This window comes from Pseudomonas sp. DCA-1 (assembly GCF_046523955.1).
Lineage (GTDB): Bacteria > Pseudomonadota > Gammaproteobacteria > Pseudomonadales > Pseudomonadaceae > Aquipseudomonas > Aquipseudomonas putida_Y.
In genome coordinates, this window is the sequence record NZ_CP169881.1 from 2,337,650 (window position 1) to 2,351,441 (window position 13,792).

Here is a 13,792-nt window from a genome sequence, read left to right on the forward strand (position 1 = left end):
GATGCTGTGCTCCCGATTTCCTTCTGGAGCCAGCCCTGCATGATGCGCCCCGACAGCAAAGTCGAAAAAGTCTACCTCTACCCCAAGCCTGTGGACTTTCGAAAGTCCATCGACGGCCTTACTGCCTTGGTAGAACTGGATATCAAAGTCGCCGTGTTCGACCCCGTGCTCTTCGTCTTCCTCAACAAGGCGCGTAATCGGATCAAAGTGTTGTACTGGGAGCGCAACGGCTTCTGCCTCTGGCTCAAGCGCCTGGAAGCCGAGCGCTTCAAAATGTCGCCTGAGCCCAGCGACGAAGCGATTGTCCTGACCGTCCAAGAACTCAATTGGCTGCTCGACGGTTTCGACCTTTGGCGCAACCGTCCTCATCAGGTTTTGACTCCGCGCTACGTCGCCTGACCCGGTATAATCCGCGGCATGATTTCCGTGCCCGACAATCTCCCAGACGATCCTGCCCTGCTCAAGCAATTATTGCTTGAGAGCTATGCTGCCCGTTTGCGCGAGCAGGAAGTCAATCAGGCCCACATCGTCCAAATTGACGATCTGAAAGAACAAATCAAGTTATGGCGTGACCGTTTCTTTGGCCGCAAGTCCGAGCAAACCGTCGATCCCAAAACGCCGCAACTGGCCATGTTCGATGAAGCGGAAAATGACCCTCTGCTGGCTGTAGTCGATGATGCCGATGAAGAAGTCGTTGTCCCGGTCAAGCGCCGTGGCAAGCGCAAGCCACTGGCGGCTAATCTGCCACGTATCGAAGTTATCCATGAGTTGCCCGAACACGAACTGACCTGCACCTGCGGTTGCCGCAAGCATGTCATCGGCGAAGAAACCAGCGAGCAGCTCGATATCGTGCCGATGCAGATCCGCGTACTCAAACACGTGCGCAAGATCTATGGCTGCCGTGGTTGCGAGACTGCTCCTGTCACTGCTGACAAGCCCGCCCAGTTAATCGAAAAAAGCATGGCCAGCCCAAGCGTGCTGGCCATGCTGCTGACGACCAAGTACGTCGATGGCTTGCCGCTACACAGGTTTGAAAGTGTGCTGTCCCGCCACGGCATCGAGATTCCACGACAAACCCTGGCGCGTTGGGTGATCCAGTGCAGTAAATACTTCCAGCCGCTGTTGAACCTGATGCGTGATCGGCTGCTGGAAAGTCCGGTGATTCATTGCGATGAGACTCGCGTCCAGGTGTTGAAAGAACCGGATCGAGACCCGACCAGCCAATCCTGGATGTGGGTGCAAGCCAGTGGCCCGCCTGATCGACAAGTTGTGCTGTTCGACTACACCACCAGCCGTGCGCAGGAAGTACCATTGCGTCTGCTGCAAGGCTATCGCGGCTATGTGATGACCGACGATTATGCGGGTTACAACGCTTTGGCGTTGCAGCCCGGTATCGAGCGACTGGCATGCATGGTTCACGCGCGCCGCAAGTTCGTCGAAGCACAAAAGGTGCAGCCCAAGGGTAAGACCGGACGAGCCGATGTGGCGCTGACGATGATCAATAAGCTGTATGACATCGAGCGCGACCTCAAGGAGGTCAGCGACGAACAGCGGTTCATCGGTCGCCAGGAAAGAAGCTTACCGATCCTCGGTCAGCTGAAAAGCTGGCTGGACAAGACGTACGCCCAGGTGACGCCGCAAAGCGTATTGGGCAAGGCGGTGCATTACCTGGCAAACAACTGGAGCCGCCTGGAACGGTATGTCGAAGCGGGCCATTTGCCAATCGACAACAACCTGGCAGAGCGCGCGATAAAACCGTTTGTCATTGGGCGTAAGGCTTGGCTGTTCAGTGACACGCCCAAGGGCGCCACGGCAAGTGCGCAGATATACAGCTTGGTCGAGACCGCCAAGGTCAACGGCCAGGAGCCCTATACGTGGCTGCGCCACGTACTTGAGCGCCTGCCGTATGCGTCGTCGGTCTCAGACTACGAAGCCTTGCTGCCATGGAACTGCTCGCCAGAGATACCACGGTAAGCTGAGGCCCTATCTTTTAGAAGGTGGGGTTCATGGATCGCACTCCGACCAACCGGCCGCTGGGGTCGTAGCGAAATTGCAGGGTTTTCTGGGCAGGGTCGATATAGCGCGTCAGTTGACCAGCGACATCAATTTCATAACGATCAATGCGACCGTCCGGGCGTTCGCTTTCGACCAGATAACCACGTGCGTCGTAGCGGAAGTGGGTGTGTTCACCCCGGGCATTGATGCTTTCGCGCAAGCGGCCATGGGCGTCGTATTGATACAGCGTCTGGGCATTGCTGCAGTCGCGGTAGCTGAGCAACTGACCGCACGTGTTCCAGCTCAGGTACTTGCTCTTTTCGAGGGGATCGGTGACCTGGGTGACACGGCCTTCCGGGTCGTATTGGTACTGTGACTCGCGCCCCAGCGGGTCCTGCTGCCAGAGCAGATTGCCGTGGCTGTCGTAGCCGTATTGCCGAGTTCGCCCGGCTGTATCGGTGACCTGGACGGGCAGTGCCCAATGTCGCAGGTATTTGATGTGTTCGCTGCGGCCGAGGGGGTCGCGGGTTTCGATCAGGCGGCCGATATCGTCGTAGCTGTAGCGCCATTCGCCTCCTTGTGGGTCGATGCTTTTCAGCAGTTGGCCGGCGATGGTCTCCTCTTGCCAGCAATTGCCGAGCGGATCGATGTGTTTATAGACCTCGTAAAATGGCCCCCAATAGTAGTGATCACGGCGGCCGAGGTTGTCCGTGACGAGGGTTTCACCGGCTTCCAGGTTGTACTCGAACCGGTACTCCTCACCATCGCTGCCCCAGTGACGAATCACCCGCCACTCGTGATCCGGTTGGGGCTCCAACAGTGGAGGCAAGCGGTAGGGCGTGCCGTCCAGGCGCTTGGGAGTAGGGCGCTTTACGGGACTGTCGAAGCGGGCCCATTCGTACTCGCGGACAGCACCGCTAGCCCGCTGATGACTGTTGAGGTAGCCCTCGGGGGTATAAGTGAAGCGGCGGACCCGTTGTCCCGTTGCATCCAGTACCTCATGCAGTAGCCCGCTGTCGGTGTAGCGATAGCTGACCAGCAGTTCGCTGTGTTCTACCGTCGGTGTTCCACCGTTTTTCAGGAACACCCGTGATAATTCACTGACACGCTGGGGATGCCTGGCGGCATAGTGAAGCTGCACGACCGTTTGGCCGTACTTGTCATAGAGGGCTTTCAGGCGCCCTTGTTCGTCGTACAGCAGGTCGAGGCAATTGAGATTGCGGTCGCCGAGCCTGATCAGGCGTGAGCGTTTGGGATTCAGTGGATCTGTATCGAAGACCTGATAGAGCCCGTCATGGATATCTTCGACAACGGTCTGGCCTTCCTCCAGCTGGAAGAAGGCCAAGCCGTCCACGGCACTGACGAAGGCATCACCGGCACTGAGGCGTCCCAGTTCCAGTCGGTTACCTTCCTCGTCAATGTAAATCCACAGTTCTCCCCCATGGGGGTGTGGCACACGCATGAGCTCAACCTCATACGGTACGCACCATCCCATGCCTAATAGGCCGTCGGGACGTCTATCATTGCTGTCGTAGCTTCGTGCCCATTCAATACCCACCAAGCCGGGAAGACTGAAGTCAACTTCCTCGGAGCCTACAAGGACCTTGCTACCTGCGGAAACGAGCACGGGGTTACCCTTATATGGGCAACCTTTGGATTTGGGTCTTGGTACCGGTGCGGTTGGGGGGCGTCTACGGGGCAGCCTGATTCTCCGTGAAACAAGCATCCCCGCAATAATCCCGGTAAACATCGCAATCTTGCTCTTGCCGTTGCGAATGTCCCGGACCGTCGCCGTACCGCCACCAATGCGCACATTGGGCGATACGTTTTCATTCACATCAATCGTGGCATCGCAGGTGGTCTTGTCACCTGAACGCGCTGCGGGTTGGCCATTGATGAATACCTTGTCCGAGCCTTGCGCAATGAAGGTGTCGGGCAGGGGCGGGTGGCGCGAACAGCTGATCTTGTCTCCTTTCGCAGGCTCCGAGCCTGGGTCGGCCGCTGTGGTGACGGGCGGGTTGAAGATGTCACGTATGGCCATCCCCAGCCCCACGAACGGGACGAGATAAGGCACCGCAGCCATGGCCATGGAACCAACGTTCTCCAGGATGGACGGTTCCTCTTGTTCAGTATCGGCTGCGCCGCCTCCAGGTGGGCCCGTGGTGCCGGCCGCGCGCGCAGCGGGCTCACTGTTAATGAGCACATTGGTTGACCCGCTCTCGATTTTTCCGTAGGGATCGGGCGAGACCACGCTGTTGCCAAGGCTGTCGCAAAAGCTGGAGATGGCATCGCCGACAGTCTGGTCTTCGCCGACGGAAAGGGTGCTCATTGCGCCGACTGCCACACCCGCGACGGCGGCGATGGCGACGCCAGCCGCACCGCCAGTGGCTACGGTGCCAACCACGGCCAAGCTGATGGCTGCGGCGACGGCCGCGGTGGCCGCTGCATAGATAACGGCCTCGGCAACTGCGCTGATCATTTCAGCGGCAAGCGATGGATGAAGAATTGCGTCGCCCATTCGGGCGGCGTGAACGGTCTGCGCCATTGGCGGTAAGCTCCTAGCAATCCGAAAGTCCTTGTCCTGGGGCGTGGAGAGGCTCAGGCAAATCGGAGCTCGTCTTTAAGCGCGCGCCAGTGGCTGATATCGTCGTCACTCAAAGGCCCAGGCTTGCTGTAGTTGAGCACCAGCATCCGTTGCTGCCCCGGTATCAGGCAGGCCGCCTGAAGCTGGTAGTGGGGCTTGTCGCCGACCATGAACTGGATGGCCATTTCCCGACTGTCGATGGGATGCTCATTGCTTCCAAGGCGGGTCACTTTCGCGGGCGTAATGGTCAGCGCCTTTGACTTCTTCCGTAATACGTTCAGTTGCTCCTCCAAGGCCTCATCCAGGGTCTTGGTGGTTGCAACAGGGCTGCGAGCGATCACCAACGTGGTTTGTCTGTTGGGGAAGCGCAGCATGTTCAGCGTCAAGTCCTCGGGGGCTTCATCACCCAGATCGAGAATTACATCGTGCGTCAGGTATTGGGTCATCTCGGGTAGTCCTTTTCGAGTTCAGTGCAGGGTGGCTGTGCGAGCGCTAGTCGAAATGCCCATCCACGTCAGCCTTGAGTGAGTCGCTGTCGCGCCCGTTCGCGCCCGCGCCCGACGAACCACCCGTTGGGTTGAGGTCGAGCTTTGCCGCCAGGGTGTTGATCTGCCCGGTCTGCTGTGCGGTGAAGTTGAAGGTCTCGCAGGTGATGTTCAGCGTGCCATTGGCGTGCATTTCGATAAGGGTCTTGCCGCATTTGAGGCGTAGCGAGTTGCCCGCTTCGACTTCGTAGTCGCCTGCGATGAGGTCGTTTTTGCCACCCCCCACTTTCAAGGTGTCGTTGGCCTTGACGACGCGCAGACGATTGCGGCCAATGGCGACCGATTCGTCCTGGCCAACCTGTTGGGTGCGATCGACGCCCACAGAGAGGGACTGGTTGTGATTGACCAAAGTGTTCTGATCTCTCTGGGCATGGATGAACACTTCCTCCTTGCCCAGCTCATCCTCGAAACGCAGCTCGTTGAAACCTTCCCCCTTGTGGGTCTGGCTCTTGATGGTCATGCGGGTCTTGTGATCGGGCAGGTCGTAAGGCGGCAGTTGGTCACCGCAGTAAGTGCGCCCGGTGATCATCGGCTGGTCGGGGTCGCCGTTGACGTAATGGATGATCACGTCCTGGCCGATCCGGGGGATGGCCATCGAGCCCCAGCTGCCCCCCGCCCAGCCTTGAGACACCCGCAGCCAGCACGAACTGAACTCGTTGTTCTGGCTTTCGCGGTCCCAGGGGAAACTGACTTTTACCCGGCCCCATTCATCGCAGTAGATTTCCTCGCCAGGCGGGCCGACGACGGTGGCCATGTGCGGCCCGTCGATTCGCGGTTTTTTCAATGGCGCAGGGCGCCATTCGGTCCGACCGGGAACCAGCACTGCGGTCTGCTCGTAGCGCGTGCTTACATCGGCCCCGGCAGCTTCTTCCTGCAGGCTGGTGAACTGGTGGCCTTTATGGGTAACCGTGTTCACCCGCCAATGCGCATTGAGGTCGTCACGTGGGTGACCGGTCAGGGTGAAACTAAGCCCCGGTTGCAGGCGCACGTCATCGCCCTGGACCTCGGCGATACGCACATCATGGCGCAGCGCTGTGATGCGGTTTTCGGTGAACGGCTTGCCCACGGCATCGCGTTTGTAGCGGCCTGGGTAATCGAAGTATTCGTAATCTTTGCTCTGATGCTCCAGGAAGGGCCCGGCGGCTCTGTGCTCCTGGCGGTAGGCCGGGTGGGTGAAGGTGTGGTCGCGCTGCACCTGGCGAGCGGTGCGCACCTGCTCGCTGTAGCGCAAGCGCTGAAGGCAGGGTATGGCTTGATCGCCACCGCTGTTGGCTTGGTACAGGACGCTGTCAGGGTCTACGGGCTCGTCGGCATCAAAGAAGCCCTCGTCGTCCGCCTCGTCCTTGATGGTCCCACGGCTGATCAGCCCGAGTGATTGCAGCCGATCGGTGATGATCAGCTTGTGCAGCTTTTCACTGTGCGCAAAGCGGTAGACGAAGCCTTCTTCAGCGGCAAGGCGGGCGATGAACGCCAAGTCCGTCTCACCGGCCTGAACGCAGAATTCGCGCACCTGATGGTCCATGCTGGCGCGTAGTTCGTACTGGTCGATGCCCTGGCGCTTGAGCATCAGCTCGAGAATTTGCGGAACGGTCTTGTGCTGGAAGATGCGCCAGTTCGAGCGCAGCCTTGCGCGGGCCAGTTGCGGTTCGACCAAGGCGTGATAGTAAGTGCGGTAGAAGCCGCTCTCGCCCTGGCTGAAGCTGCTGACAAGGCCGTGCACGTACCGTACCGGGCGTTCTCCGTCCAAGATGGTGAAGAGCACGGGTTTGTCGAGCAAATGGCCGAAGTCGATATCGTTTTCGAAGCTGATCAGTTTCAGCTCCAGTTCAAAGGGTGCGCTGATGCCCTCTCGGAGTTCGAACGACACCACTTCGAATTCAGCTTTGCCAACGAGAGCCTCAAAGCTGTAGCGCAAATCAGATTGGCTAGGCATAAAAGATCCTTGTCCGCCGTCTGAATCAACACAAAGCCCGGGCGGGCATGGCCGCCTGCCCGGGGCATTTGCACAGGTCAGGCGGCGGGTGCGCGCCAGTCGTCAGAGCCTTCGGTGTTGGCTACATCGTGAGCCCACGTGATCTTTCGATACGCCAGCGATACTTCAACCAGTTGGGTGTAGTTTTCATTGTCTTTGTCGAGTGCGTGGGGAAGCACGGTATTGATGCTGACGATGGTGGCGTCTTCGAGCGTGGTGGTGAAAAAATGCTCTTGTTTGCCTTCCGAGGAGGTGCGATACCAGCTGACCTCGACCGTTGGCAGCATTTCGCCGGTGGCAAGTGCCTGATACATCAGGGGGGTAGCTTTGTTCAGTGAACTGGTGAATATGAAAGGCTTATGCACGCGCTGGCCACTCGGTTGACCGCTCTGGGGGTCAGTGGGCGTAGTCACCTCATGCTTGATTTCCTGAACCAGAATCTGATCTTCATGGCCTTGTTGGAACACGTTGCCGACGGAGTCAGCGGTGAAGGCGCCAGCGGTGATGTTGCCTTGGGTCTGGCCTACGATCTTGATGTAAGCGGGTGTTGGCATGGCAGTTACTCCTGCGTCCATGTGGGTAAAGCACGCGCACCACAGGTGGCGTGGCCATCGGAAACGATGGGCTTGTCAGCGAGGCAAAAACCTCGCGAATTCGTTGAACTCAGTGGTGCTGTGTCACGGTTGGCTATTGCTGCAAAATGCCGTTCAGCGACTCCAGCACCTCGGTTGTGATCAGGTGCAGGCGATAGCTGTAGATCCCGTAGGCCACGGCCATGGCGATGGCGGAGATGACCAACGGGCTCCACCACGGCCATATCCGGCTCATGCGGAAGTTTTTTGGGGCGACGTTGGTGTAGGGGTCGCAGACTTCTTCGGGGGTGGGGCCGCGCAGTTCGCGGATGATCCCGTGCAGTTGGTGAATCAGTGCGTTGAGTGTTTCTTCGCCTTTCGGCGCGAGCGCATACTTGCCCTTCAGCCCAAGGCACAGGGCGAAGTACATGAACTCCAGTACGTCCTGATAACGCTTGGGCTCCTGCATCAGGCGGGTAATCACGGTGAAGATTTTTTCCCCACCCCAGGTCTCGTCGTGAAAGATGCTGAGCAGCGGCTCGTGGCTCCAGCAACTGCTTTTGCCCCAGGGCCGATCCATCACCGCTTCATCGATGTACAGGCACAGGCCGTAGGAGTACGCCAACAGCTGGGCGGGCTCATAGCCGTGCTGGCGTATTTCTTCCCGGATGCTGTCGATCTGAATACGTACTTGCTGATGCACATCTTTGATGTTGGGCAGTTCATCGAGCGTGCGCAGGCGCATGACCAGCCCGAACAAGGGCGCCGCGGCATCCAGCATGAGATTGGCGCAGCCACCCCTGAGCTGAAACTCCGGATCCGCGGGGTAGCCCTGATATGCAGGTTCCGGCTTCTGCTCCTGTGCAGATGCAGTGGAAGCTGCAGGTGCGGGTGCGTCGTTGGGCAGCGACTTCTCAAGCATCGAGTGCAAATCCGTATCCGCAACGTGCTTCGCGTCGTTGAGGGTAGGGTTACTGTTTTCCATATCATTCACCCCTGATCGCCCAGAACTGCAGTTCAAGCCCTGGGAACTCACCTGCAACGTGGAAGCCGAAGCCGTTGGCCATCTTCATGCAGGCCCAGGCGGGGGCACGGCGGTCCAGTTCGAAGTAGCTGAAGCCCGCATGGAAGGGCAGGTCGCGTGGTGCGACAGGCAAGGGCAGCAGCGGGATGCCCGGCAGTTGCAAAGGCACCAGGTCATTCAAGGACTCGAGTGAGGTGACCTTGGCTTTCTGTATGAACATCTGGCGCAACGTCTGCGGCGGCAGGTTGGCGCGCACGGCGATGATGAAATCGGCTTCGTCGATCAGGCGCCGGTCTTCCAGCGTGGTCGTCATCACACCAAAGTCCAGGGTCTCCAGCGGCAGTGACACGGCGCGGGGTTGCAGGACCGTGCTCAGGGCTCGACGGAGCGTGTCCTCCAGGGGCTTGAACGAGGTACGCAGTGCGGTGTGGTGGTAGGCCGGGTATTCCTGCGGCAGCCGGTTCTCGTCGGTGAAGGTGACGAATTCGCCACAGGCCTGGCTCATGGACAGGTACAACTGCTCGGGGTGTGTTTGTCCTTGCCTGGCCAGGTGGTTGAAGCATGGCCACCAGCGGTTCATGGCCTGCAGCAGGTTGAAGTCGCGAATGTCGGCGATACCCGACTGGCCCGAAGCGCCAATGCGGGCGGCGAGATTGCGCGCACGCTCGCGCAGGGTGTTGGTGATTTCTTCAAGGAAACGCTGAAGGGCCGGCACTGCCCGCACCGAAACGCTGGTGGGGTAGAACGCTTCATCCAATTGCAGGCTACCGTCGGGGCGCCGTTCCAGAATACGTGCCAGGGCCAGGCGGGTGTAGGCACTGCTGTCATCGGCTTTACGCTTGAGCTGCAGGTTGGGCACGGCCAGGTCGACCTGCACCAGGTCACCGTCGGCGCTGTGGGTATCCTTGATCTCCTCTGCCTGAGCGTTGTAGCGGAAGTTGGCGGCATTGTCGGGCCAGCTGACTTCACGGCCCCCCTCGGTACGCAGCGGCAAGCACAGGAATATCTCGCTGTCTTTCGAACCGTCGTCCTCGATTTCCAGGGGTGGAGGCGGCGGCAGATCGGCAGGAATATCGAACACTGTGCCATCGGGCATGATGCCCCGCGCCTTGGTGATGGCGACCTTGCCCAGGCTCAGGTATTCGTTGCTCAACTGCAGTTCGCTGAAGCCGTAGAAGGCCGCGTTGAGGCTGCCAAGGCGCTGATGCAAGGCCGCTTCACTGGCCCGCGCAGCTTGTTGGAAATGTTGTGGTTTGACGAACAGGCCTTCGGGCCACAGAACGGGGTTACGTGAACTCATGAGCGCTCCGTGTCAGCGTGAGTAAGGGGGATAGGGTGCAGAGGCGCTGTCATTCCTCCTCCTTGAGCAGAATCTGCGCGTCATTGACCAGCACTGAGAGAATGATCTGGTGGCCGCGTGGCGGAATCCGCAACACTTGCTGCCAGGTCGCGTTCTCCTGGTTTCTGTAGTCGCCGATCACCGCGACGAAGCGGGTCTCGGGCTCGATGGGCTCAAACGGTATGAACTTGAACTGGCCTGGGTTCAGCAGGTAATCGTCATCGCGGATGTAGGTACTGCGCAGTGCCTTGGCGGGGTCATCGTCCAGCAGTTGGTACACGCTGTTGCGCAGCAGCGAGTCATCGCGCAGTTGCAGGATCTTGATGGCAATCGGTGTGGCGACAGGCACGCTGGCTTCGGCCTTGCTGCCCGGCAGTGTGAGCACCACCGTGGGGTCGTCATAGCTGCCGGGCGAGCTTTCTTCCATCGGGGAGCGAGCCCATTCGCTCAGGTCCTCTTCGCCGGTTTCCACGGGGGACATGGCGGGGAATTGCACTTGCAGGTATTCGAACAGAGTCCCGACTTTGTCGGTCAGTGCGTGCGGATCGCCGGCGCTCAAGGTGACTGCGTAGGGGCTGGGTTCCAGTATGCTCTCGGGGATGGCCGCCACGTCGGTACTGTTCGGGTTGCCGTTGAGCGTTGGGCTGACGTTGATGCTGAACGCGACTTGGGTTGGGGCGTCCTTGGGCGGCCCGATCGGTAACGAGTGGTCCAGCACCACCTTGGTGGCTCTGCTCAAGGACTTGCAACCAGGCAGCCCGACCAGCACGATCAGCAAAGGCGCCATCAAGAAGGCCAGGCGGCTCATGTGCGCTCTCCCGCCGTCAGATGTTGCAGCGGGTTCGCGGTTGATGGCGCCGCATCAGCCAGCGCCTCGAACGCCGCCATGGGGTCTTTGATCACCCAATCGGCCCCGTCGCTGCCGATGGTGCCGCCCGTGCGATCGAACCGGTGACGCAGGGTGACGGTGTGCTGCACCTGGTCGAGATTGATGATGCACAAGGTCAATGTGCTCATGAGCGCCCCCGGAAGCGGACAACGGGACTGATCTGGCCATCGTGGTCATCGACAAAGCTGGTCCAGCCCAGGTAGGCGCCTTGGCTGCGGTGCAGGCAGAACGGCGACAGTGCGTTTTGTTTCAGGCGCAGCTCCAGGTCATACGCCAGGCCATCGCGCAGCAGAAAATCAATCAAGGCGCGCAAGCGACCGAAGTTGATGCCGCTGGGCAGCAAGTCATGCAGCTGCGCCTGGTCGAGTTCGCTGATGACGATGGTGAACTTGCTGCTGCGGGTGCGGGTGCGGCTGCCGACCATGAACGTGCTGCCAAGCTCGCCGTTGCTGTGCCCGAGGCTTACAAGCTGTTTGCTGTTGGTGGTGACCGAGCGCGTCTCGAATTCGCGGATCTGCACGTGCGTCAGATCGAAGCAGTGGGCGATGATGCCGGCGACGGTACCCGGTGCGCGGCTGCGGCTGGCGATAACCCCGGCAAAGCTGAGCAGGCGGCTCCAGGGCAGTGTCGTGTCGCCGCGCAGCTGTTTGTCGTTCAGCCCGAGCAGGGCAAACATGTACTGGGAGAACCCGTCGCGCGCACCGGGTTGAAAACGGATGTAATAGCGGTACTTGCGCCAGATTCGGTACAGCAGGCTGAGCAGGTAGTGGTTGAAGAAGTCGAAGAAGGCCGGCCGCACGCCTACACCCTGGGCATGTTCATAAGCCACTTGCTCCAGGTAATAGGTGGGCAAGGGCGAGTCGGTACCGTGCAGCCCCATGAACGTGGTGCACACGCGATAGCGCTCATCCTCCCCGGGCATACGCTCGGCCTTGTACACATCAGCGACGGGAAAGGTCAGGCGCGGGTCGCAGGCCAGCCGTACGCGCAGCCGGGTGGCCTCATCCGCCCAACGCGGTTCCAGGTCGTCGCCGTGCAGGCCATGCAACCGCTCCAGCAACTGGAAGAAGTTGTACTGGTGCGCGTTGGCGAGCAGCTTGTCGGCTAGATCAGCGGTTGCTTGCCGGTCTGGATGGGCCATGTGTAGTGCTCGTTGTTGGTGGTGTTGATCACTTCCAGTTGATGGAAGGAATTGATGCTGGCGTACAGGGCGAAGAAGTGCGCGAGCACGCAGCCGAACAGGTAGAGGTCGCCTTCGCAGAGGAAGGCGGTCTGGTCCAGTTTCAGCCGGGTGTGCAGGCCGCGAATGGGTTGCCCCTTGATCAGCCAGTCCATGGGCTGTGTGTGGATTTCGCGAATACCGTCGAGGCGTTTGTGGGTAGTGCGCGCTTGCTGGATGTCGTGCAACGCCGCGAAGTCGTAGGTGCGAATAACCGCCTTGAGCGGCTCGACCGACAGCAGCGACAGGTAGTTGAGCGACATGTTGGAGATCAACGCCCACTGCAACTGGCCATCCAGCACGGGCCGGTAGGGGCGGGTGGGGGCGCAGATGTTGGTATAGGTCGCCAGGGGCGGCGTGACTTCGGTGAGGACGTTGATGTCATCCACGCCCAGCGCCAGCGGCAAGTCCCTGTTGGTGCAGGTCAGGTCGATGGATGCAGTTTCAAGCTCACCTATATAGTTGTTGGCATCGGCGCGCACGAAGGCGATGCGGTGGGTCACGCCATCGCCGCGCAGGGACTCTTCGAGTTGGTAGCGGTAGTAGAGCGCCGTGCGGCCTTGGGCATGCTCGATTTCGTGGGCGAACGATTCGAAAGGGCGAAAAGTCCGCAGGTGCTCCCCGGTACTTCCGTCAGTGGTCGTTCGGGTGCTGATGACTTTGTCGACACTGAAGATTTCGTAAGCGGACTGCGCCTCGCTTCTGGGCTTCAGCTCTACCTGGGCAGACTCGCTGGCCAGGTCGATGGGCTCGGCACTGTGCTTGAACAGGTTGACCGCCGGGGTGCAGAACAGGCTGAAATCTTCTGAGCCAACGCGCAGGGGGTCTGGCAGTTGACGCGTGAAATGCAACTCGATGCCCACCTGCTGGCAGGCTTGTGCCGGCCATAGCTTTTCCAGGCCGGTAATGCTGAAGAAGTGGAAGCGCTTCGGGAACACGAAGTATTCCTGCAGAATCCGGTAGCCATCGAACACGTTTTGCGGGTAGGGCAGCAAGGCCTCCTCAGGGCTGAAACCTGGGAACCCGATGCTGTTGGCCGGTAGCCGGCGCACCTCGCCGTTCATGATCACGCTGACGTGTTTGAGGTATTGAGAGATCCATAGATAAAGCGTCAGAGCGGTGCGGTTGTCGCCGCTCAGGTGGAAGTCCAGACGCGTGCAGCCCAACGTATTCAGTGGCCGTTCGACCAAGGTTTGCAGGCCGATGCGAACCACAGAACTGTCGAGTGTCTGGGTTGCGCTGACGGCGCTGATTTCAAATGGATGAAGGCTCACTCCCGTGCAGGTACGAAACTCGCAGGGCACGGCGTCGACGGGTTTCGAGAACAACCTTGCACCTTTGGGAATGTGCTGTGACTGGCTGAGCGATTGTTTGCGTGGCGAGAATCGGATAATCGTGGCGCTGGGCAACGGGCGCAGGTAGTTGGGCCACAGTATCTGCAGCATGGGGTGGGTGAGTTCTGGCAGGTCATCTTCCAGCTTCAGCCGAAGTTTGGCCGTTAGAAACGCAAAGGCTTCCATCAACCGCTCGACATCAGGGTCGCTGCCCGCCTTGCCTAGCAGCCGGGCAAGCTGAGGGTTGTCCTTGGCGAAGTCGTTTCCCAACTCGTGCAGGTAACGCAGTTCTTCGCTGAATCTGTCCTTCAGTGACATG

General features: G+C 59.7%; 12 protein-coding genes. 2 read left to right on the plus strand and 10 right to left on the minus strand.

Annotated elements, in window-relative coordinates:
- The first annotated feature begins 39 nt into the window (after positions 1-39).
- Both tnpB and tnpC read left to right on the plus strand, forming a co-directional pair.
- On the plus strand, positions 40-399 hold the full coding sequence (gene tnpB, locus ACE4QZ_RS10955) for an IS66 family insertion sequence element accessory protein TnpB (protein ID WP_019437365.1): 360 nt from the start codon (positions 40-42) through the stop codon (positions 397-399).
- Positions 400-417: 18 nt separating this feature from the next.
- Positions 418-1,974: an IS66 family transposase gene (gene tnpC / locus ACE4QZ_RS10960; protein WP_086250438.1), complete on the plus strand. Its 1,557-nt coding sequence runs from the start codon at positions 418-420 to the stop codon at positions 1,972-1,974.
- A 16-nt stretch (positions 1,975-1,990) separates the two neighbouring features.
- Here tnpC and ACE4QZ_RS10965 read toward each other — a convergent pair whose 3' ends face one another.
- From ACE4QZ_RS10965 to tssF, 10 genes are all read right to left on the minus strand, one after another.
- On the minus strand, positions 1,991-4,540 hold the full coding sequence (locus ACE4QZ_RS10965) for a PAAR domain-containing protein (protein WP_410480443.1): 2,550 nt from the start codon (positions 4,538-4,540) through the stop codon (positions 1,991-1,993).
- A 53-nt stretch (positions 4,541-4,593) separates the two neighbouring features.
- On the minus strand, positions 4,594-5,025 hold the full coding sequence (locus ACE4QZ_RS10970; protein ID WP_101196324.1) for a DcrB-related protein: 432 nt from the start codon (positions 5,023-5,025) through the stop codon (positions 4,594-4,596).
- A 46-nt stretch (positions 5,026-5,071) separates the two neighbouring features.
- Positions 5,072-7,057 carry a type VI secretion system Vgr family protein gene (locus ACE4QZ_RS10975; RefSeq protein WP_410480444.1) on the minus strand — a complete coding sequence of 662 codons (1,986 nt, stop codon included), beginning with the start codon at positions 7,055-7,057 and terminating at the stop codon, positions 5,072-5,074.
- Positions 7,058-7,134: 77 nt separating this feature from the next.
- Positions 7,135-7,650 carry an Hcp family type VI secretion system effector gene (locus ACE4QZ_RS10980; RefSeq protein ID WP_010954872.1) on the minus strand — a complete coding sequence of 172 codons (516 nt, stop codon included), beginning with the start codon at positions 7,648-7,650 and terminating at the stop codon, positions 7,135-7,137.
- A gap of 133 nt (positions 7,651-7,783) precedes the next feature.
- Positions 7,784-8,653, minus strand: coding sequence for a type IVB secretion system protein IcmH/DotU (gene icmH, locus ACE4QZ_RS10985; RefSeq protein WP_325950606.1), 870 nt, complete (start codon positions 8,651-8,653; stop codon positions 7,784-7,786).
- Position 8,654: 1 nt separating this feature from the next.
- Positions 8,655-9,992 (minus strand): type VI secretion system baseplate subunit TssK, encoded by a 1,338-nt coding sequence (gene tssK / locus ACE4QZ_RS10990; RefSeq protein WP_103444690.1) that lies wholly within the window; start codon positions 9,990-9,992, stop codon positions 8,655-8,657.
- A gap of 49 nt (positions 9,993-10,041) precedes the next feature.
- The gene (gene tssJ, locus ACE4QZ_RS10995) at positions 10,042-10,839 is read right to left on the minus strand and encodes a type VI secretion system lipoprotein TssJ (RefSeq protein WP_101196183.1); all 798 of its coding nucleotides are present in this window, start codon (positions 10,837-10,839) and stop codon (positions 10,042-10,044) included.
- Positions 10,836-11,048, minus strand: coding sequence for a hypothetical protein (locus tag ACE4QZ_RS11000; RefSeq protein ID WP_101196182.1), 213 nt, complete (start codon positions 11,046-11,048; stop codon positions 10,836-10,838). The genes tssJ and ACE4QZ_RS11000 overlap by 4 nt, the downstream gene beginning before the upstream one ends.
- The gene (gene tssG, locus ACE4QZ_RS11005) at positions 11,045-12,061 is read right to left on the minus strand and encodes a type VI secretion system baseplate subunit TssG (protein WP_101196181.1); all 1,017 of its coding nucleotides are present in this window, start codon (positions 12,059-12,061) and stop codon (positions 11,045-11,047) included. The genes ACE4QZ_RS11000 and tssG overlap by 4 nt, the downstream gene beginning before the upstream one ends.
- Positions 12,025-13,791, minus strand: a complete 1,767-nt coding sequence (tssF, locus tag ACE4QZ_RS11010) for a type VI secretion system baseplate subunit TssF (RefSeq protein ID WP_279935527.1) — start codon at positions 13,789-13,791, stop codon at positions 12,025-12,027. Before tssF ends, tssG begins: the two co-directional genes overlap by 37 nt.
- Position 13,792: the final 1 nt, after the last annotated feature.